The organism is Streptomyces sp. NPDC001822 (genome assembly GCF_042892135.1).
Classification (GTDB): domain Bacteria; phylum Actinomycetota; class Actinomycetes; order Streptomycetales; family Streptomycetaceae; genus Streptomyces.
Genome location: NZ_JBIATW010000004.1, coordinates 444,791 through 464,737, shown reverse-complemented (window position 1 = coordinate 464,737; position 19,947 = coordinate 444,791). Strand labels below are relative to the sequence as shown.

Here is a 19,947-nt window from a genome sequence, read left to right as displayed (position 1 = left end):
CGACGGGCGCCGGGCAGGCCGGCGGCCGCGCATTTCCCAGGGGAGGGGCACGGCGCATGACACAGGATTCAGCGGTCCCGGTCTTCGACGCGGAGAGGGTCAGGCGGGCCAGATACGCGGTGGCCGCGGTCTTCGCCGTGCACGGAGCGGTGACCGGCAGCTTCGCGACCCGCGTCCCGTGGATCCAGGACCACGCGGGAGTGAGCGCGGGCCAGCTCGGCCTCGCCCTCGCCTTCCCCGCGATCGGAGCCTCGCTGGCCATGCCGCTGGCCGGGAGCGTCAGTCACCGCTTCGGTGCGCGCACCGCCCTGCGCGGACTGCTGGCGCTGTGGACCCTTGCCCTGATCCTGCCCGCGCTCGCCCCGAATCTGCTCACGCTCTGCGCCGCGCTGTTCGTCTACGGCGCCACCGCGGGAATGTCGGACGTGGCGATGAACGCGCTCGGCGTGGAGGTGGAGAACCGGCTCGACAAGTCGATCATGTCCGGGCTGCACGGCATGTGGAGCATGGGGGCCCTGATCGGCTCGGCGGCCGGCACGGTCGCGGCGCACATCGGGGCGGACGCCCGGCTGCACCACACCCTGGCCGCGCTGGTCCTCACCGCGCTCGGCCTGGCCGCCTGCCAGGGTGTGCTCGACCTGCGCAGCCGGCCCGACGAGGAGCCGCCGCCGCGTTTCACCCTGCCGCCCAAGTCCGCACTGGTCATCGGCGCCGTCGGCTTCTGCGCGGTGTTCGCCGAGGGGGCCAGCCTGGACTGGTCGGCCGTCTACCTCCGGGACGTCATGGGCAGTTCCGCAGGGCTCGGAGCGGCGTCCACGACGGCCTTCGCCCTGACCATGGCCGTGGCCCGCATCGCCGGGGACAGGATCGTCGACCGGTTCGGGGCGGTACGCACCGCACGGGCCGGCGGCTTCCTGGCCACGGCCGGCGGGCTGCTCGTGGTCCTGGCGTCCGGACCGGCCCTGGCCCTCTGCGGCTTCGGGCTCATCGGTCTCGGTGTGGCGGTCGTCGTGCCGCTCGCGTTCGCCGCGGCCGGCCGCAGTGGCACGAATCCCAGCCGGGCCATCGCGGGTGTCGCCACGATCACCTACACCTCGGGACTCATCGCACCGTCCGCCATCGGCTCGCTCGCCGAGGCGACCTCGCTGATCGTGTCCTTCGGCCTGGTCACGGTGCTCGCGTTCGGGCTGGTCCTCGGCGCCGGCGTGCTGCGGGCGGGAGACCGCAAGGTCACGCAGGGCGGAGTGACGCAGTCGGCCCCGGCCAAGAGCCCGGCCGGCGGCTGACCGGCAGCGGGGCGGCCGCCGGCGCCGTCGGCACGGGTCCTCGCGCCGCCCCGGCCGTGCCGGGGCAGCGGCGGGCCCGGCCGCGTGACCGAGGCCGGGCGGCACTAGGGTGGCTCTGATCTTTCCGCGGGTGGACCCATCGGGCGCACCGGACAACCGGTCAGGAGCGGCCATGGCCCTCGGCGTGCGCCGGCCGTCGCACAGCGGCGGGAGGACGCCCGCCCCGGGGGCCGTGGTGCGCCCCTGACCATGAGGTGTGCCGACCGGTGCTCACCCCACGCGGCGGGCCCTGTCGTCGTACCGCTGGACCGGATGTCCCGCCAATGATCGAAACCGTCCGGGCTCGCGGGCCGGACCTCATCACCGCCCGGCAACACATCAAGGAGCAAGACCATGGCGGGCTTCGGCTGGAAGCTGCACGGCGACGGCAAGAGCCTCGCACCGGGCGAGGTCGTACGACCGGATGAGCGGCTCACCTGGGGGCGTACCGCCGGCCTCGGTGCGCAGCACGTGGTCTCGATGATCGGGGCCTGCTTCGTCGCTCCGATCCTGATGGGCCTGGACGCCAACCTTGCCATCATGGCATCCGGTGCGGCCACCATTCTCTTCCTGCTCATCACCCGTGGCCGCATCCCCAGCTATCTCGGCAGCAGCCTGTCGTTCATCGGCGTGGCCGCCGTCATCAAGACCCAGGGCGGCGACGCGGCCACCCTCACCGGCGCACTGCTGGTCGTCGGCGCGGTCCTCCTGCTCTGCGGGGCGGTCGTCCGCGCCTTGGGCGCCCGCATCATCCACGCCGTCCTGCCGCCGGTGGTCACGGGCGCGGTGGTCATGCTGATCGGGTTCAATCTGGCTCCCGTCACCGCCGGCACGTACTGGCCCCAGGACCAGTGGACCGCGCTGCTCACGATGCTCTTCACGGGCTTCGCCCTCGTCGTGCTGCGCGGCTTCTGGTCCCGTATTGCGATCTTCCTCGGTCTGGCGTTCGGCTACCTGATCTCCTGGGTCTTCGACCGCGTCTTCGGCAGGATCCACTCCCCCGCCGGAGGCGCCGAGTCGGTCGACCACTGGCGCCTCGACCTCTCGGGGGTGGCCGAGGCCGACTGGATCGGCTTTCCCGCCTTCCACGCCCCGAGCTTCTCCCTCTCCGCGGTTCTCGTCGCGCTCCCGGTCGTCATCGCGCTCATCGCCGAGAACGCCGGACATGTGAAGGCCGTCGGTGAGATGACCGGCGACCCGCTGGACGACAAACTCGGCACGGCGATCATGGCCGATGGTGCGGCCACCGTGCTGTCGACGTCGGTCGGCGGCCCCGCGACGACCACGTACGCCGAGAACATCGGCGTCATGGCCGCCACCCGCGTCTACTCCACCGCCGCCTACTGGTGCGCCGCCGGTTTCGCGATCCTGTTCGGTCTCTGCCCCAAGTTCGGGGCTGTCGTGGCCGCCATCCCCGGCGGGGTCCTCGGCGGAATCACCGTCATCCTCTACGGCATGATCGGCCTGCTGGGCGCCCAGATCTGGGTCCGCTCCCGCGTCGACCTGTCCAACCCGCTCCACCTCGTGCCCGTGGCCGCCGGGCTCATCGTGGGGATCGGCAACGTCAGCCTGACGCTCACGGACAACTTCGAGCTCAGCGGCATCGCTCTGGGAACGCTGATCGTGGTCGTCGGCTACCACGCCCTTCGGGCCTTGGCGCCCGCGCACATGAAGACCGAGCCGCCGCTCGCCGAATCGGACGGTCCTGGGTACGACCGAGGTCCGGGCGAATCCTGATCCCGGGCGTATGTGAAGTCCCGTGGACCCGGGACGACCGAGGGCAGATGCCTCCACCGTGAGGATCCCGGGGCGAGCTGACGCATGTGGTCCGTTGGCCTGACATCGAGCCGGATGGCGACGAGTGGGCGATGAATCGGGCAAGGAACCCTGCGTCAGCGAACGGAACCCCCCGTCATGCGACGCGCATCGGCCTCGGAGAATCACATGATCGACAGACGCACCTTCGGCACGGTCTTCGGGGCGGGAGTAGGAGCAGCGGCTCTCGCCGGCCTCACCACCGGTTGCGCCAGTGGCACGTCCGAAGCGGGCCGCGCCCTCGGCGGCGGTCCGGGCGAGGAGACCCCGGGAGAGGCGACGGCCTTCGGCCCGCTGAAGCAGATCAAGGCGGGCGAACTGAACGTCGGTTACGTGGAGCGGGGGCCCCGGCACGGGCAGGCCGTGATCCTGCTGCACGGCTGGCCCTACGACATCCACAGTTACGAGAAGGTCGCGCCGCTGCTCGCGAAGCAGGGCTACCGCGTCATCGTCCCGTACTTCCGCGGGCACGGTACGACCCGGTTCCTGTCGGACGGGACACCCAGGACAGCGGAGCAGGTGGCGTTCGCCCTCGACATCATCGCCCTCATGGACGCCCTGAACATCGACAAGGCGATCCTCGGCGGTTTCGACTGGGGGTCGCGGACGGGCGACATCATCGCAGCGCTCTGGCCTCAGCGGGTGAAGGCCCTGGTGTCCGTGACGGGTTACCTGATCACCAACCTCGCCGCCAACAAGAAGCCCCTGCCTCCCAAGAACGAATGGGCATGGTGGTACCAGTACTACTTCTCCACGGAGCGAGGGCGGCTCGGGCTCGAACAGAACAGGAAGGACCTGGCGAAGCTCATCTGGACGTTCAACTCGCCGACTTGGAACTTCGACGAGACGACCTTCGATCGCACCGCCGCGGCCTTCGACAATCCCGACTACGTTCCGATCGTCATCGACAACTACCGCTGGCGGCTCAGCCTGTCGAAGAGCGATCCGCGCTATGCCTCCCTCGAACAGAAGCTTCAGGCAGGCCCCGTGATCACGGTCCCGACGGTCACACTCGACGGTGCGGAGGATCCCTTCACTCCCCCGGGCAACGGTTCCGCCTATCGGGACAAGTTCACCGGTCCGTACGCGCATCGAACGCTCAAGGGCATCGGCCACAACGTGCCGCAGGAAGCCCCCCAGGCCTTCGCGCAGGCCGTCGTCGACGCCGCCGGGCTCGCCGGCGGAGCCAAGGGAACGGGAACGGGAACGGGAAAGTGACCGACCGGGCCTCCTGAAGACACGACGGGGCGATACGGGTCCGGCGACCCGTCGGGCTCCCGGAGCGCCGCCGCATCAGCCCTCCGGGAGTTCGACGGGTGCGATCTCGTCGAAGACGTCGCCCGGCCCCGGGTTCGCCGGGTCGGTGGCGCCGCCGAACTGGGCCATCACGCCCCACACGGCGTTCAGCGCGGTCTGCACCGCGCCCTCGGCCCACCCTGCGGTCCAGGAGATGTCGTCGCCGGCCAGGAACAGGCCGCGCTTGTCCTCGGGCAGCCGGTCCTGCATGAAGTGGGTGAACAGCCGCCGCTGGTAGCGGTAGTGGCCGGGCAGGTTGGCCTTGAACGCTCCCATGAAGTAGGGCTCGTTCTCCCAGGAGACGGTGACCGGGTTGCCGATGACGTGCTTGCGGATGTCGACGCCCGGATAGATCTCGCCGAGGGACTTGAGCATGACGTCCATGCGCTCCCTGGGAGACAGCGGCAGCCACTTCAGGCTGTCGTCGCACCAGGTGTAGGAGAGGCAGATGACGGCCGGCTTGTCCGGCCCGTCGTCGAGGAGGTACGTCCCCCGGGTCATCCGGTCCGTCAGCGTCATGGACATCGTGTCCCGGCCGGTGGGGTTGCCCTCGCCGTCGACGGCCTCGTCGAGCCAGAACGGCCGGTCGACGGGGACGAACAGCTTGGACGACTCCATGTAGTGGGTGCGCTCCATCGCCGTCCAGTGGTCGATCGGGAAGAGCGCGTCGTCGCAGGCGATCTTGGAGAGCAGCAGCCACGACTGACCGGTGAACACCGCAGCCCGGTAGGTGCGGATGTCGCCCGTGGCGTCGGTGACGGTGATCCGGTTCCCGGCCGTGCGGTCGAGCCGGGTGACCGCCCCGCGCGGCTCTCCCCCGTGCAGGGACGACAGCGACGTCCCCGGCGCCCAGTGCACGAGCTTCTGCGGCTCCCGCTCCCACAGGCGCAGCGGCAGCTGCTGGCTGCCGCCGACGATTCCCCGGTGGTGGTCGTCGGCCTCGGTGTAGACGACGCGCAGGATCTCCAGGATCGAGTTGGGGAAGTCGGTGTCCCAGCCCCCGGTGCCGAAGCCGACCTGGCCGAAGATCTCGCGGTGGCGGAAGGAGGAGAAGGCGTCGGAGGCGCAGAGGTAGCCGTAGAAGGTCTGGTCGTCGAGCTTCTCGACGAGCTTCGACCAGATCTCGCGGATGCGCGGCACGTCGCGCTCGCGCATGGCGCGGTTCATGTCGGAGAAGTCGGCGCCCTCCTCCAGGCAGGAGTTCCAGGCGTCCATCACTTCGCGGTACACCGGAGGCAGGTCGTCGATGGTCTCCGCGTAGTGGGACTCCCCCTTGAGGTCGACGACGGTCGAGGGGGTCGCCGGGGAGAGAGGGTTGGGGAAGGGCCGGGTCTCCAGGCCCACCAGGTCGATGTAGTGCTGGAGCGCCGTGGACGAGGGCGGGAAGCGCATGGCGCCCATCTCGGCGGTGAGCGAGGGGTCGCAGCCCTCGAAGCCGACGGTGCGCAGCCGCCCGCCGATCCGGTCCGCCTCGTAGACGACGGGCTTCAGCCCCATCTTCATCAGTTCGTACGCCGCGATGATGCCGGAGAGCCCGCCACCGATGACGGCGACCTCGGCCCCGTGCTCCGTGGCGGGTATCTGGCCGATGCCGGCCGGGTGCGCGAGGAAGTCGTCGTACGCGTAGGGGAAGTCCGGCCCGAACATGGTGATCGGCGGCTGCGCGTCGGTGTGCTGGACGGCGTTGGGCACCGTGGACGTCATGGGGTACGGACTCCTTGCGAAATGAGCGTGGCTGGGGCTCGGGGCGGGGTGTACGGGCTGGGGTCTTCCGTCCGGATCGGGCTGGGCTCGCGTGCCCCGGCGCCTGATCCGGACGAGGTCCGTCAGCCGAGTGAGCCGTACAGGCCGGGACGGCGGTCGTGGAGATAAGGGTTGGCGGCCCGCGAGGCGGCCAGGAACCCGGGATCGACGTCTCCCACGACGAGTTCCTCGCCCCGGCCCGCCCTGGCGCGGGCCGTGCCGTCGGGGCCGGCCAGGCAGCTGAGCCCGGTGAACTCGAACTCGCCCTCCGTACCGGTCCTGTTGGCGTACGCGATGTACATCTGGTTCTCGAACGCGCGGACCGGCACCAGGGATTCGGCGACGAACGGGAAGGGGTGCATCAGCGCGGTCGGCACGAGCAGCAGTTCCGTCCCGGCCAGTGCGTGGGCGCGCACGTTCTCCGGGAACTCGACGTCGTAGCAGATCAGCAGCCCGATCCGGACGCCGTCGAGCTCGGCCTGGACGACGGGCAGGTCACCGGGGGTGAACCACGTCCGCTCGAAGGAGCCGAAGAGGTGGGTCTTGCGGTAGTTGGCGCGCGGAGCGCCGTCGGGTCCGATGAGCAGGGCGCTGTTGAAGATCAGGTCTCCGTCGCGTTCCGGGTAGCCGTACAGGACGGCGAGTCCGTGGCGTACGGCGATCTCGGCGACCGCTCGCGCGCCGGGCCCGTCGGCCGGTTCCGCCAGCTCGGGGAGCGCGTCGCCGACGGCGTACCCGGTGAGGAACAGTTCGGGCGCGGCCATCAGCCGGGCACCCGCTCCGGCGGCCCGCGCGGCTGCCTCGTCCAGCGCCTTCAGGTTCTCCGCGACGGCACCGGGCCGTCCGGAGCTCTGGAGCAGGGCGGTGCGCAACGACGGCATGGCTGACCTCGGCGGGGCGGGTGGGGTGGGGAGACGTATTGACGGTACGGCGCGGGGATCACGCCGGACAAGGCGGGAATGTTGCGCGTCCACCGTCGATCCGTTGCGTGGCAAGGCCTTGCGGCGGTGATTCGTTGCGTGCCGCGTCGCCGCAGGTCAGGTGAGTGATTTCCGTCTCCGTGGGGGCCGTCGGCGCACCCCCGGAAGCAGCCCGGCCGAGACGTGCCGCCGTGCGCGGACCGCACGGGCCCGGACGCCGGCCGGGGTGGCCCGGTCCTCAGGCCGGCGGGGCCGAGGAGTACCGCCGCAGGAGCGGGGACAGGACGAGCACGGACTTCGTGCGCTCGACGTACGGCTCTCCGGCGATCCGCTCCAGCACCTGTTCGAAGTGGCGCATGTCCGCGGCGAAGACCTGCACGATCGCGTCCGCGTCACCCGTCACGGTGGACGCGGACGCGACCTCCGGATAGGCGGCGAGGCCCTGTTTGATCGCCTCGGGTGCGGTGTTGCGGCTGCAGTAGATCTCGATGAAGCCCTCGGTCTGCCAGCCGAGCGCCGCCGGGTCGACCCGGACGGTGAAGCCGGTGATCGCGCCTTCGGCCCGCAGTCGGTCCACACGGCGCTTCACCGCGGGCGCGGAGAGACCGATGAGCGCGCCGATGTCGGCGTAGGAGCGGCGGGCGTCCTCGGCGAGGGCGTGGACGATGCGTTCGTCGAGGTCGTTCAGGCGCACGTCGGGCGGATCACTTCTCTGCGGCGGACGGTTCGGGGGCGGCACGTGCCGCCCCCGAAGTAGACCACGCGCGCACCCGGGCCGGGCGCGCCCGCCGCGGAACGCGGCCGGTCAGAAGGGGAAACGCGAGCGCCCGTGCTGGACGGATATCCACTTCTGGGTGGTGAACGCCTCGATCATCGAGTCGCCGTTCAGCCGCCCGAGGCCGGAGTTCTTCTCCCCGCCGAAGGGGACGATCGGCTCGTCGTGCACCGTGCCGTCGTTGATGTGGACCATGCCGGTGCGGATCCGCTGTCCCACGCGTACGCCGCGCTCGATGTTCCCGGTGTGGACGGCGCCGCTCAGTCCGTACGGGGTGTCGTTGGCGATGCGCACGGCCTCGTCCTCGCCGTCGAACGGGATGAGCAGGGCGACGGGACCGAAGATCTCCTGGTGCAGGACGGGAGAGCCAGGAGCGAGGCCGGTCAGCACGGAGGGGCTGACGACGTTGCCGTCGGCACGGCCGTGCAGGAGCGCGGTGGCACCGGCCTCCACCGTCTCGTCGACGAGCCTGGACACGGCGTCGGCCTGCGAGGAGTTGATCAGCGGGCCGATGTGGGTGGCGGGGTCGGCCGGGTCTCCGACGCGCAGGGAGGCGACCTTGGCGACGAACTTCTCGGTGAACTCCCGCTCGACCGCGCGGTCGACGAGGATGCGGTTGGCCGCCATGCAGACCTGGCCCTGGTGGACGAAGCGGCTGAAGACGGCCGCGTCGACGGCGTAGTCGACGTCGGCGTCGTCCAGGACGATCAGTGCGCTGTTGCCGCCCAGTTCGAGCACCGCGCGCTTGAGGTTGGCGGCGCAGACCGTCGCGACGTGGCGGCCGATCCTGTCGGAGCCGGTGAAGGAGATGACCCGCGGGACGGGGTGCTCCAGCAGTGTGTCGCCGATCTCGGCGATGTCGGTGACCACGACGTTCAGCAGCCCGGCGGGCAGCCCGGCCTCCTCGAAGACCTTCGCGATCAGCGTGCCGCCGCAGACCGGGGTGTTCTGGTGCGGCTTGAGGACGACCGCGTTGCCGAGCGCCAGTGCGGGCGCGACCGACTTGAGGGACAGCAGGAAGGGGAAGTTGAAGGGGCTGATGACGCCGACGACGCCGACGGGAACCCGGTAGACGCGGTTCTCCTTGCCGTCCGTGGGCGAGGGGAGGATCTGGCCGGCCGGCCGCAGGGCCAGGTGCACGGCCTCGCGCAGGAACTCCTTGGCCAGGTGCAGCTCGAAGCCGGCCTTCAGCCGGGTTCCGCCGAGCTCCGCGACGATGGCCTCGCCGATCTCGGCCTCGCGCTCCTCGACGATCCGCAGCGCCTTCTCCAGCACGGCCCGGCGGGCGTACGGGTTGGTGTCGGCCCATTCCTGCTGGGCCCGCTCGGCGGCGCGGTAGGCCTGGTCGACCTCACCCGACGTGGCCACGGTGATCGACGCGAGCTTCTCCCCGCTGTACGGGTTGAAGTCGATGATGTCCCAGGACCCCTTGCCCGGCCTCCACTCGCCGTCGATGTACTGCTGGGCCAGGTCGGTGAAGAAGGTGGACATGAGATCCCTTACCGCAGAGAAGCAGGCAGTTGAAGGAAGCTCATATTACTTATTCTGCAAGTGAGTTGAAGGCGAACAAGAACGCTCGAACACGAAAGACATCGATCACGCGCGCCGTGCGGAGGTCCCTACGCACAGGTGCCCCGCCCGGGAATCGACCGCCCGGGAGGGGCACCTGTGGCAGGACGGGCCGCCGGGGCCCGTCGGCGTCAGCTCCAGCTGGCGTGCAGCGGCTTGCCCTCCGCGTAACCGGCGGCGCTCTGCACACCCACGACGGCCTTCTCGGAGAACTCGTCGAGCGAGGCGGCGCCCGCGTACGTGCAGGAGGAACGCACACCGGCGACGATCGAGTCGATCAGGTCCTCGACACCGGGACGGCTCGGGTCCAGGAACATCCGCGAGGTGGAGATGCCCTCCTCGAAGAGCGCCTTGCGCGCCCGGTCGTAGGCGGACTCGTCCGAGGTCCGGTTCTTGACCGCGCGGGCCGAGGCCATCCCGAAGGACTCCTTGTAGAACCGCCCGTCGGCGGCCTGCTGGAGGTCACCGGGCGACTCGTACGTGCCGGCGAACCAGGACCCGATCATCACGTTGGAGGCGCCGGCCGCGAGCGCCATGGCGACGTCGCGCGGGTGCCGGACTCCTCCGTCGGCCCAGACGTGCTTGCCGTGTTTCCTGGCCTCGGCGGCGCACTCCAGCACCGCGGAGAACTGCGGCCTGCCGACACCGGTCATCATCCGGGTGGTGCACATGGCGCCGGGGCCCACACCGACCTTGACGATGTCGGCGCCGGCCTCGATCAGGTCGCGGACGCCCTCGGCGGCCACCACGTTGCCCGCGACGATCGGCACGGCAGGGTCGAGCGCCCGCACGGCCGCGACCGCGCTGATCATGGATTCCTGGTGCCCGTGCGCGGTGTCGACGACGAGCGTGTCGGCCCCCGCGTCGAGGAGCTGCTTGGCCTTGCCCGCCACGTCGCCGTTGATCCCGACGGCCGCCGCGATCCGCAGCCTGCCGTCGGCGTCGGTCGCCGGGGTGTAGAGCGTGGCGCGCAGAGCGGCCTTCCGCGTGAGGATGCCGACGAGCCGGCCGTCCGCGTCGACGGCGGGAGCGAGCTTGCGGTTCGCGCCGTCGAGCTTGTTGAACGCCTCGCGCGGGTCGATGCCCGCGTCGAGCACGACCAGGTCCTTCGACATGACCTCGGAGAGCTGGGTGAAGCGGTCCACGCCGGTCAGGTCGTGGTCGGTGACGACCCCGACGGGCCGGTTCTCGGCGTCCACGACGACACCCGCGCCGTGCGCCCGCTTGTGCAGCAGGGACAGCGCGTCGGCGACCGTCTGGCCGGGGGCGAGCACGATCGGCGTGTCGAGCACGAGGTGGCGCTTCTTGACCCAGCCGATGACCTCGGTGACGACCTCGATCGGGATGTCCTGGGGGATCACGACCAGTCCGCCGCGGCGGGCGACCGTCTCGGCCATCCGGCGGCCGGCGATCGCGGTCATGTTGGCGACCACCAGGGGGATGGTCGTGCCGCTGCCGTCCGGCGAGGAGAGGTCCACGGCCTGCCGGGAGCCGACCGAGGAGCGGCCGGGAACCATGAAGACGTCGTCGTACGTGAGGTCGTGGGGGACCGAGGGGGCGGCCGTGTACCGACCGGTGCCGGGCTCAAGAAAACGCATAACACCCATATTTTCATACGAAACGGTGCAGGTCGCTTCCACGAAGACACAGCAATGGACCCCCGCGTTCGTCGGTTCCTCCAAGGAGACCGCCCGAGGGTCGGGCAAGTGGAAACCTGCCTTACCCATGGACCCTACCCGAACAGGTTTCGCCGCCGAGCGGTCAGGATTCGGTTCCGAGCGATCACTATCGCTAGACCGGGTGACAGAGTGTCAGGTAGCTTGAAATCCGCAGGTCTCTACGGTAGCGGCAACGCCGCCGATGGGCCCGGAACACCTGACACGTGTTTGACCGGAGAGGACGGGGATCCGCCTGTGGAGAACGAACTGCCGGACATCTTCTGCCCGTTCCCCCAGCGGAGCAATCCGTATGTGGGGCACACCCGCGAGCATCTCGACACCTGGATCCGGCGCACCGGCCTGGTGCACCGGGAGTCCGCGAGACAGCGCTTCGAGCAGGCCGACTTCGGCGCCTTCGTGGGGATGGTCTATCCCACGGCGAACAGCGAACACCTCGATCTCGTCGCCGACTGGTTCGTCTGGCTGTTCCTCGTCGACGACCAGCTGGACGACGGGCACCTGGGCCGCAGCCCCGAACGCGTACGCGACGTGGTGGAGCAGATGCGTGCCGTGGTCGAGGGCACGGCACAGCGCCCGGGGCCGGACGAGGAGGCACCGGCCGCCCTCATCGCCCTGTTCGATCTGTGGGATCGCACGATTCCGCAGGCCGCCCCGCACTGGCGCACCCGTTTCGCCTGGCACCTCATGATGTACCTGACGACCACGACGACCTGGGAGGCGGGCAACCGCGCCAACGGCATCGTGCCGTCCGAGGCGACCTACATAGCCCGGCGGCGGCACACCGGGGCGATCCACGTGTGCATGGATCTGATCGAGATCGTGGCCGGTGTGGAGGCACCGGAGTGGGTCCACAACGATCCCCGGTTCATCACGGCCCTGGAAGCCTCCTGCAACGTGGTGTGCTGGGCGAACGACGTCTACTCCTACGAGAAGGAGCAGGTGCTCGGCGAGATCCACAACCTCGTCCACCTGGTCCGCCACCACCGCGGCTACGGGGAGCGGCAGGCGCTCGAGCACGTGTGCGACGAGATAGCCACCGAGACCGAGCGTTTCCTCACCGCCGAGGAGGAGCTGCTCGACATGTACCCGCGGCTGTCGGCCGTCCTCGTGCCGTACCTCGACGGGATGCGGAGCTGGATGAAGGGGAACCTGGACTGGTCCCGGCAGACACCGCGCTACAACCCCGCGGACGTCAGTCAGTACGCGGAACCCGGGGCGTATCTGGAGGAGACCGTCTTCGGCGTGGGCGCGGACGGCGCCGGACGCGTCGCGGGCACCGACAGCGTCCTGAAGTGAGCACGGCGGAGGCCGGACACCCCGAGGGGTGTCCGGCCTCCGCCGTGCACGGGGTCCGGGCTCAGTCGTCCGGGTCGGCGCGCTCCAGGGCGGGCCGCTGCCCGGCGGCGGACTCGGTGAGCAGGAAGTCCGCGGCCGCGGTGTCCGTCACGAGGCTGGTGACGAGGCCGGAGCGCAGCACGGCGCCGATCGCCGCCGCCTTGCGCTGGCCGCCGGCGATGGCCACGACCTCGGGGATCCGGCGCAGCCGGTCGGCCTCCACCGTGATGCACCGCTCGCCGAGGTCCCGGCCGACCCGGCGGCCGTCCGAGTCGAAGAGGTGCGCGGACATCTCCGCGGCGACGCCGAGCGAGGCGTAATGGGCCCGCTCGTCGTCCGAGAGCATGTCGTGGACGGTGGAGATGCCCGGCTCCCAGGAGCCGATGGAGACCGCGGCGACCGTCACCTTGTCGAAGTACTCGAAGGCGCGGGCGATGCCCGTCTGGTGTCGCAGCGCGGCCGCCGTCGCCGGATCGGGCAGCAGCATCGGGGCGTAGATCGGGTGCGCCTCGCCACCGGACACCTGCGCCGCGCGGCGGACGGCCTCGACCGAGCCGCGCTCGGCCGTCCCGGCGTCGTAGACACCCGTCAGCTGCACGACCGTGCACGGGGGCAGCCGGTCGAGCGCCGCCGCCATGTGGATGGTGGACCGGCCCCAGGCCAGCCCCAGCACGTCGCCCTCGTCGACCAGCTCGCCGAGCAGCTCGGCCGCGACCTCGCCCAGGTTCTCCGGGTCGGCCGCGTCGTCCTGCTCCTCCGCCGGGGACTCGACCACGACGGCGTGCCGCAGGCCGTAGCGTGCCCTGAGCGCGTCGGAACGCTCCGCGTCCAGCTCCGCCGGTACCCGGATCTCGATCCTCACGAGATCACGCTCGAGGGCCGTCTCGAGGACCCGTGCCACCTTGAAGCGGCTGACGCCGAACTCCTCGGCGATCTGGATCTTCGATTTGCCCTCGAGGTAGAAACGACGCGCCATGGCCGCCGCCTGCACCAGCTCCGCGGGTCCCATCCGCATGGCTGACCGACCCGCCGAGATGCCAGACACCGCGATCTCCTCACTGCTGTTCACACGCCCGGTACGCCTTCATCCTGTCAGATCCGGCGACCCTTGATCCGGCCCGTCGGGCCGCGTTCATCCACGCTTGGTTCAGTGGCCGCACACCCAGGGGGCGGAAGCCGTCGCCGTCTCCGCCTGTGCGCGCAGCGCCCGCACGGCCTCGGCCGGGTCCTCGGCGCCGTAGACGGCCGATCCCGCGACGAACACGTCCGCGCCGGCCTCGGCGCACCGCTCGATGGTCGTGGCCGAGACGCCGCCGTCGACCTGCAGCCACAGTTCGAGGCCGTGCTTCGAGATCAGGTCACGGGTCCGGCGGATCTTCGGCAGCATGATGTCCAGGAACGACTGACCGCCGAAGCCCGGCTCGACCGTCATGATCAGCAGCATGTCGAGCTCGGGGAGCAGGTCCTCGTAGGGCTCGATGGGCGTCGCGGGCTTCAGCGCCATGGAGGCGCGGGCCCCCTTGGCCCTGATCTCGCGGGCGAGGCGCACGGGCGCGGCCGCGGCCTCCGCGTGGAAGGTCACGGAGCCCGCACCGGCCTCGACGTACTGCGGCGCCCAGCGATCGGCGTCCTCGATCATGAGGTGGCAGTCCAGCGGGGTGTCCGTTGCCCTGCTCAGCGCCTCCACGACGGGCACGCCGAGCGTGAGGTTGGGCACGAAGTGGTTGTCCATGACATCGACATGGAGCCAGTCCGCGCCTTCGACCGCCTTCGCCTCCTCGGCGAGGCGTGCGAAATCGGCGGACAGGATGCTGGGGTTGATCTGGGCCATGCCCCAAGCCTGCCATGCTCCGCGCCACTTCCCCGCCCCGGTGCGGCGCAAAGGCTCACGGGATCATCACGGTTCGCGCATTCCCGGCGTTCCGGCGCGTCCGACAGCCGTCACGGGGCCGAAGGACCTGTCCCGCCGGTCAGCCCGTCCGGCGCAGGAGGGCCAGGTACATCGCGTCCGTGCCGTGCAGGTGCGGCCACAGCTGGACGTCGGGCCCGTCACCCAGCGCGGGCACCCCGGGCATGAGCGGGCGGGCGTCGATCCACTCGGCCTCGACGGACGGACCGCCGCGCCCCTTCAGCACGTCCTCGACGACGACCCTGGTCTCCGCGAGGTGCGGCGAGCAGGTCGCGTATCCGACGACGCCTCCGACCCGCACCGCCTTCAACGCCTCGCGCAGCAGGCCGCGTTGCAGCGGGGCGAAGCTCTCCAGGTCCTCCGGGCGGCGGCGCCAGCGGGACTCGGGGCGACGGCGCAGTGCGCCGAGCCCGGAGCACGGCACGTCCATCAGGACGCGGTCGAAGGAGCCGGGCCGCCACGGCGGCCTGGTGCCGTCGGCGGTGATCACCTGGTAGGGGCCCGGGTTGCCGGCCAGCGAGCGCTCCACGAGGCGGGCCCGGTGCGGCTGCTTCTCCGCGGCGAGCAGCGTCGCGCCGCGTCCGGCGGCGAGCGCGGCCAGCAGGGCGGCCTTGCCTCCCGGACCGGCGCAGCCGTCGAGCCACCGGGTGTCCCCGCCCTCGACCGGGGCGGCCGCCAGAGCCGCGGCGACGAGCTGGCTTCCCTCGTCCTGCACGCCCGCGCTGCCGTCCCGCACGGCGTCAAGGGCGCCCGGCTCCCCGCCCTCGGCCATCCGCACGGCGTACGGGGACCAGCGCCCCGGGAGGCCGTTCTCCTCGCCGAGGGCGGACAGCAGCTCGTCGGTGGTCGAGCGGCCGGGGCGCGCCACGAGCGTCACCTCGGGGCGTTCGTTGTCCGCCTCCAGCAGGTCCTCGATGCCGGCGCGGCCCCCGCCGAGCGCGTCCCACAGGGCGGAGACGATCCAGCGGGGGTGCGAGTGGACGACCGAGAGGTTCTCCTCGGCGTCCTCGTCGTACGAGGGGGCGACTCGCTCGACCCAGCCGTCGAGGTCGTGGGCCGAGACCTTGCGCAGGACGGCGTTGACGAACTTGGCGCGCCCCTCACCGAGGACCACCCGCGCCAGCTCCACGCTCGCGGAGACCGCAGCGTGGGTGGGGATCCGGGTGCCGAGCAGCTGGTGGACGCCCATGTTGAGCACGTCCAGCACCGGGGGGTCGACCTCGCGCAGGGGCCGGTCGATGCAGGCGGCGACGATCGCGTCGTACGTGCCCTGGCGGCGCAGGGTGCCGTAGACCAGCTCGGTGGCCAGCGCGGCGTCCCGGCCGTCGAAGTCGCCCTTGGCCCGCGCCTTCTTCAGCAGCGGCGGGAGGACGAGGTTGGCGTACGCGTCCCTTTCGTCTACGGCCCTGAGTGCCTCGAACGCGAGGAAGCGCACCGGGTCCTTCTTCGGACGGCGGTGGGGCTTGGCGGGACGGCGACGCTGCTGGTCGTTCACGTGAAAGGTGCTCCGCTGATGGTGAGGGGGCGAACCCGTCCAGCGTACGTCGCCCGGCCGGCCGGCCCGGTCCGGAGGGCACCGGGACCGGCCGCCCCTCCCGCCGCCCGGGGCCCGGCGGCCCCGTCGGGCTCAGAGGCCCAGCAGCTCCCCGTGGGCGATGCGCACACCGCGCGCCCAGTCGGCGGCCTTCATCGGCTTCTTGCCCTGGGGCTGGACCCAGAGGAGCTCGACCGCGTGCGAACCGGTGCCCGCGTAGACGTTGTTCTTGCCCACGGACAGCTCGCCGGGCGCCAGGTCGGTGCGGTCGAGCACCGGTACGGCCTGGACCAGCTTGAGGCGTTCCCCGCGGAAGAGCGTCCACGCGCCCGGCGCGGGTGTGCAGCCGCGCACGACACGGTCCACGCGCAGCGCGGGCGCGGACCACTGCACCTGGGCGTCCTCCACAGTGATCTTGGGGGCGAGCGTCACGCCCTCGCCGGGCTGCGGAACGGCGTGCAGCGTGCCGTCCTCGATGCCGTCCATGGTCGCCGCGAGCAGGCCGGCGCCCGCGAAGGCGAGGCGGGTGAGCAGGTCGCCGCTGGTGTCGGTGGGCCGGACCTCCTCGGTCAGCACGCCGTACACGGGTCCGGAGTCCAGCCCCTCCTCGATCAGGAAGGTGGAGGCCCCCGTGACCTCGTCCCCGGCCATGACCGCGTGCTGCACGGGCGCGGCCCCGCGCCAGGCGGGCAGCAGCGAGAAGTGCAGGTTGACCCAGCCGCGGGCCGGCACGTCCAGGGCGGTCTTCGGCAGCAGCGCACCGTACGCGACGACGGGGCAGCAGTCCGGTGCGATCTCGCGCAGCCGGGCCAGGAAGTCCTCGTCGCGCGGCCTGGCGGGCTTGAGCACCTCGATGCCCGCCTCCTCCGCGCGCTCGGCCACCGGGCTGGCGACCAGCCTCCGGCCCCGGCCGGCCGGGGCGTCCGGGCGGGTGATCACCGCGGCGACCTCGTGACGGTCGGAGGCGATCAGGGCGTCCAGAGCGGGGACGGCGACCTCGGGGGTGCCTGCGAAGACGAGCTTCATGGGTGGCGCACTGCCTCTCGGGCCGGAACGTGACGTGGCGAGCAGCGCACCAGTCTAGAGCCCGGGGCCGGGGGGCGTACGCACGCCCGTGCGCCCCGCGCATATGCACATACGCCCCTATTGCGTGACCACATGGCCGGGTGACGCGTTGGTCAAGTGAGATTGACCGAAGTGGGCCGCCACCGTGCGGTCCGATCCCTTTCAACGCCGGTTCGAGAGGCTTCTTCATGGCCGACCACGCAACCCACGACGCCCAAGCGCGTGCCAGTCTGCACCTGTTGGTGCGGGACATCGAGCGGGTCAGGCGGCAGGTGGACGCCCTGCGTACCCTCACTGCGCAGCTGGGCAACGTCTACCGTCCGCGCCGCTCGGGGCCCTCCGCGGGCTTCGTCGTCTACGGCAGGGCCCCGGCACCCACGGTCCGGCTCGCCCAGGAGCTGCGGGACAGCGTCGAGACGCTGGTCACCGCCGCGGTGGACTTCGACCGCTCGCTGGGCTTCTCCTGGGACGCGGTGGGCTCCGCGCTCGGTGTCACCAAGCAGGCGGTGCACCGCCGTTACGGCGCGCGCAGGAACGCCCCGCAGCCGGCGCCCGCCGAGACCGCGGAGTCCGTGAGCCGCGCGGTGTCTGCCCCGGGCGCCGCCCTGCCGGCCGTACCCGCCGCCCGCTCGATGCCGCCGCAGCCGTCGGACCAGCAGCCCGCCGCGCGCGAGGAGCTCCGACCGGGGGCCTTCCCCGGCCCGCGCAACGGCTGACACCGGCCGTTCCGTGCGGACGCCCGCCCGCGGGCGGGCCCCCGGCCCCGCCGGGACGTGTCGCGCGCACGGCGGCCGCGTCAGCCGATGTCCGGCGGGTCGATCCTGATCCGCACCGGGTCACCGGCGGCGCGGGCCGTCCGGGCCGCCTGCGCGGCCTTGAGCGCGGCCGCCAGTGCGGCCCCCCGGCCCGGTGGAACCCTGATCAGCGCTCGCTCCCAGGTCTCGCCCGGCGGGGCGTCACCCTGCCGCCGGGGCCTGCCCGGCACGGCTCGCGCGACGGGCACCGGTCCGAGCACCTCGGCCTCGGCGGGCAGCTCGGCGCCGGCGATGCAGGCGGCCACCGCCTCCTGTGGGCCCGTCACCGAGGCCATCCGGGAGACCGGCGGGAAGCCGAGTTCGGCCCGCTCGGCGAGCTCCCGGCGGGCGTGGCCGACCGGGTCCCAGCGGACCAGGGCCTGCACGGGCCGCAGGGTCGGCTCGGCCACGATCACCACGGTGCCCCCCTCCGGCTGCCCGCGCACCAGCGCCGCGGCGGCGGTCCAGCGCCGCAGCGCCTCCTCCCCCGCCCGCAGATCGGGCCGTCCGACCATCGCCCAGCCGTCCAGCAGCAGGGCGGCCGCGTAACCGCCCTCGGCCACCGGCTCCGCCCCGGGCGTACTGACGACCAGAGCGGGCTGATCCGGCACGGAGTCCAGCACGTGGTCCCGGCCCGACGTGCGCACGGGGACGGTGGGGAAGGCGCGTCCCAGCTCCTCGGCGGTCCGGCGGGCGCCGACGACCTGCGCGCGCAGCCGCAGACCGCCGCAGGCGGTGCAGCTCCAGGCGGTCTCGGGCCGCCCGCACCAGGCGCAGTCGAGGTCCCGCTGGTCCGGCGCCTGGAGCGGCCCCGCGCAGTGCCTGCACCGTGCGGGCTCACGGCAGCGCTCGCAGGCCAGCCGGGGCGCGTATCCGCGGCGGGGCACCTGGACGAGCACGGGACCGCTGCGCAGCCCGTCCCGTACGGTCTGCCAGGCGAGGCTGGGCAGCCTCGCCGAGCGGGCGGCGCCGTCCCGCGCGAGCTCCCCGTCGTCCACCGTGCGCACCAGGGGTGCGGCGATCCGCAGCTGCTCTCGCTCCGCGCGCAGGGGCAGGGCCCAGCCGCTCTCGACCAGCTGCGCCGCCTCGACGGTGCAGCTCGTCCCGCCCAGCAGGAAGGCGCAGCGGCCGTGTGCCGCCCTCAGCTCCAGGACCTCCCGGACGTGCGGGAAGGGGGCGTTGTCGTCGCTGTGGCTCGAATCGCCGTCGTCCCAGACGGCCACCAGGCCGAGGTCGGCGACCGGGGCGAACATCGCGGCCCGGGTGCCTACCACCGCGCGCACGGAACCGCGGCGGACCGCCAGCCACTCCCGGTAGCGCTTCTCGGGGCCCGAGTCGGCGGTCAGCAGAGCGTGGCGGCCCTCCCCCAGGACCTCGGTCAGTGCGGCATCGACCCGCCCCGCGCTGCGCCCGTCCGGCACGACGACGAGCGCGCCCCGGCCCGAGGCCAGGGTCGCTGCCACAGCGCGGGCGATCTCCTCGGGCCAGTGCGGTCCCGGCAGCGCCGTCCAGACCGCCCTGGGCGCCCCGCCCTCGCCCAGCGCGCGCAGGAACGCGGGTCCCTGTGCATAGCGCTCCCACGTCCCGGCGGACGGAGCGGGCGGCACGGGCAGGGGCGCGGGCGAGGGCTTGGACTCCGCGCGTCCGTTCCTGGGCGGCACGGCGAGCTGCAGCACATCCGCGAGACTGCCGGCGTAACGGTCGGCGACGGCGCGCGAGAGCTCCAGGAGCTCCGGTCCCAGCACCGGTTCGGGTGACACCACGTAGGCGAGGGCCGCGAGTGCGCCCTGGTAGTCGGAGGAGGCGCGCCGCTCGATCAGGAAGCCGTCGATGAGCCCGCCGCCCTCGCGCCTCCCGCCGCGGACCTGCCGTCCGCCGGCGCCGAACCGGACCCGGACGCGCACGCCGGGCTGTGCGTCGGCGTCGAGCTCCTCGGGGACGGCGTAGTCGAAGTACTGGTCGAGGTGGAGGGCACCCTTGTTCACCAGGACACGGGCGACCGGCAGCTCCGCGGCGAGCGGGGCTCCCCGCCAGGTCCTGGGCTTGGCCCGCGGCACCTTGGCGGCGCGCACCGTCTCACGGATGAACGCAAGCTGCTCCGGTGCCCCGCCCTCGGGCTCGTCGGACCGCTCGTCGTCGCTGCTCACAGCTGAATTCCTACCAGATGCCACCGACAGCCGGCCCGGAC

At 72.1% G+C, this 19,947-nt stretch carries 15 protein-coding genes; 5 read left to right on the top strand and 10 right to left on the bottom strand.

Annotated elements, in window-relative coordinates; all coding sequences use genetic code 11:
- Positions 1 to 56: 56 nt before the first annotated feature.
- The 3 genes from ACFYY2_RS13085 (at position 57) to ACFYY2_RS13075 (ending at position 4,358) form a co-directional block, all read left to right on the top strand.
- On the top strand, positions 57 to 1,286 hold the full coding sequence (locus ACFYY2_RS13085; protein WP_388741163.1) for an MFS transporter: 1,230 nt from the start codon (positions 57 to 59) through the stop codon (positions 1,284 to 1,286).
- A gap of 393 nt (positions 1,287 to 1,679) precedes the next feature.
- A complete protein-coding gene (locus tag ACFYY2_RS13080; RefSeq protein ID WP_388741160.1) occupies positions 1,680 to 3,062 on the top strand; it encodes a uracil-xanthine permease family protein in 1,383 nt (460 codons plus the stop codon).
- Between the two features lie 207 nt (positions 3,063 to 3,269).
- Positions 3,270 to 4,358 carry an alpha/beta fold hydrolase gene (locus ACFYY2_RS13075; RefSeq protein ID WP_388741158.1) on the top strand — a complete coding sequence of 363 codons (1,089 nt, stop codon included), beginning with the start codon at positions 3,270 to 3,272 and terminating at the stop codon, positions 4,356 to 4,358.
- Positions 4,359 to 4,433: 75 nt separating this feature from the next.
- Here ACFYY2_RS13075 and ACFYY2_RS13070 read toward each other — a convergent pair whose 3' ends face one another.
- The 5 genes from ACFYY2_RS13070 to ACFYY2_RS13050 all read right to left on the bottom strand — a co-directional run bounded on the left by ACFYY2_RS13070 (position 4,434) and on the right by ACFYY2_RS13050 (position 11,041).
- Complete coding sequence (locus ACFYY2_RS13070) at positions 4,434 to 6,140, bottom strand: flavin monoamine oxidase family protein (protein ID WP_388741156.1); 1,707 nt, start codon at positions 6,138 to 6,140, stop codon at positions 4,434 to 4,436.
- Between the two features lie 122 nt (positions 6,141 to 6,262).
- Positions 6,263 to 7,060 (bottom strand): carbon-nitrogen hydrolase family protein, encoded by a 798-nt coding sequence (locus ACFYY2_RS13065; protein ID WP_388741153.1) that lies wholly within the window; start codon positions 7,058 to 7,060, stop codon positions 6,263 to 6,265.
- A gap of 277 nt (positions 7,061 to 7,337) precedes the next feature.
- Positions 7,338 to 7,793, bottom strand: a complete 456-nt coding sequence (locus ACFYY2_RS13060) for an Lrp/AsnC family transcriptional regulator (RefSeq protein WP_388741150.1) — start codon at positions 7,791 to 7,793, stop codon at positions 7,338 to 7,340.
- Positions 7,794 to 7,904: 111 nt separating this feature from the next.
- Positions 7,905 to 9,365 (bottom strand): aldehyde dehydrogenase family protein, encoded by a 1,461-nt coding sequence (locus ACFYY2_RS13055; RefSeq protein WP_388741147.1) that lies wholly within the window; start codon positions 9,363 to 9,365, stop codon positions 7,905 to 7,907.
- 209 nt (positions 9,366 to 9,574) lie between these two features.
- Entirely contained in the window at positions 9,575 to 11,041 is a 1,467-nt protein-coding gene (locus ACFYY2_RS13050; protein WP_388741145.1) for a GuaB1 family IMP dehydrogenase-related protein, read from the bottom strand.
- Positions 11,042 to 11,356: 315 nt separating this feature from the next.
- Here ACFYY2_RS13050 and ACFYY2_RS13045 point away from each other — a divergent pair, with 315 nt between their 5' ends.
- A complete protein-coding gene (locus ACFYY2_RS13045) occupies positions 11,357 to 12,418 on the top strand; it encodes a terpene cyclase (protein ID WP_388741142.1) in 1,062 nt (353 codons plus the stop codon).
- Positions 12,419 to 12,479: 61 nt separating this feature from the next.
- Here ACFYY2_RS13045 and ACFYY2_RS13040 read toward each other — a convergent pair whose 3' ends face one another.
- From ACFYY2_RS13040 to fmt, 4 genes are all read right to left on the bottom strand, one after another.
- Positions 12,480 to 13,526, bottom strand: coding sequence for a sugar-binding transcriptional regulator (locus ACFYY2_RS13040; RefSeq protein ID WP_388741139.1), 1,047 nt, complete (start codon positions 13,524 to 13,526; stop codon positions 12,480 to 12,482).
- Between the two features lie 78 nt (positions 13,527 to 13,604).
- The gene (gene rpe, locus ACFYY2_RS13035; protein WP_388741136.1) at positions 13,605 to 14,288 is read right to left on the bottom strand and encodes a ribulose-phosphate 3-epimerase; all 684 of its coding nucleotides are present in this window, start codon (positions 14,286 to 14,288) and stop codon (positions 13,605 to 13,607) included.
- A 139-nt stretch (positions 14,289 to 14,427) separates the two neighbouring features.
- Positions 14,428 to 15,861, bottom strand: coding sequence for an RsmB/NOP family class I SAM-dependent RNA methyltransferase (locus ACFYY2_RS13030; RefSeq protein WP_388741134.1), 1,434 nt, complete (start codon positions 15,859 to 15,861; stop codon positions 14,428 to 14,430).
- 132 nt (positions 15,862 to 15,993) lie between these two features.
- Positions 15,994 to 16,926, bottom strand: coding sequence for a methionyl-tRNA formyltransferase (gene fmt, locus ACFYY2_RS13025; protein WP_388741132.1), 933 nt, complete (start codon positions 16,924 to 16,926; stop codon positions 15,994 to 15,996).
- Positions 16,927 to 17,153: 227 nt separating this feature from the next.
- Between fmt and ACFYY2_RS13020 the strand changes: the two genes are divergently transcribed.
- Positions 17,154 to 17,681 (top strand): hypothetical protein, encoded by a 528-nt coding sequence (locus tag ACFYY2_RS13020; protein ID WP_388741129.1) that lies wholly within the window; start codon positions 17,154 to 17,156, stop codon positions 17,679 to 17,681.
- A gap of 80 nt (positions 17,682 to 17,761) precedes the next feature.
- On the opposite strand, the gene ACFYY2_RS13015 is transcribed toward ACFYY2_RS13020, so the two are convergent.
- Positions 17,762 to 19,906 carry a primosomal protein N' gene (locus ACFYY2_RS13015; protein WP_388741126.1) on the bottom strand — a complete coding sequence of 715 codons (2,145 nt, stop codon included), beginning with the start codon at positions 19,904 to 19,906 and terminating at the stop codon, positions 17,762 to 17,764.
- Positions 19,907 to 19,947 lie beyond the last annotated feature (41 nt).

Coding starts and splice junctions, on each gene's coding strand:
- fmt (WP_388741132.1), bottom strand. CDS start 16,926: ATGAAGCTCGTCTTCGCAGGCACCCCCGAGGTCGCCGTCCCCGCTCTG.
- ACFYY2_RS13055 (WP_388741147.1), bottom strand. CDS start 9,365: ATGTCCACCTTCTTCACCGACCTGGCCCAGCAGTACATCGACGGCGAG.
- ACFYY2_RS13075 (WP_388741158.1), top strand. CDS start 3,270: ATGATCGACAGACGCACCTTCGGCACGGTCTTCGGGGCGGGAGTAGGA.
- ACFYY2_RS13065 (WP_388741153.1), bottom strand. CDS start 7,060: ATGCCGTCGTTGCGCACCGCCCTGCTCCAGAGCTCCGGACGGCCCGGT.
- ACFYY2_RS13085 (WP_388741163.1), top strand. CDS start 57: ATGACACAGGATTCAGCGGTCCCGGTCTTCGACGCGGAGAGGGTCAGG.
- rpe (WP_388741136.1), bottom strand. CDS start 14,288: ATGGCCCAGATCAACCCCAGCATCCTGTCCGCCGATTTCGCACGCCTC.
- ACFYY2_RS13080 (WP_388741160.1), top strand. CDS start 1,680: ATGGCGGGCTTCGGCTGGAAGCTGCACGGCGACGGCAAGAGCCTCGCA.
- ACFYY2_RS13020 (WP_388741129.1), top strand. CDS start 17,154: ATGGCCGACCACGCAACCCACGACGCCCAAGCGCGTGCCAGTCTGCAC.
- ACFYY2_RS13070 (WP_388741156.1), bottom strand. CDS start 6,140: ATGACGTCCACGGTGCCCAACGCCGTCCAGCACACCGACGCGCAGCCG.
- ACFYY2_RS13050 (WP_388741145.1), bottom strand. CDS start 11,041: ATGCGTTTTCTTGAGCCCGGCACCGGTCGGTACACGGCCGCCCCCTCG.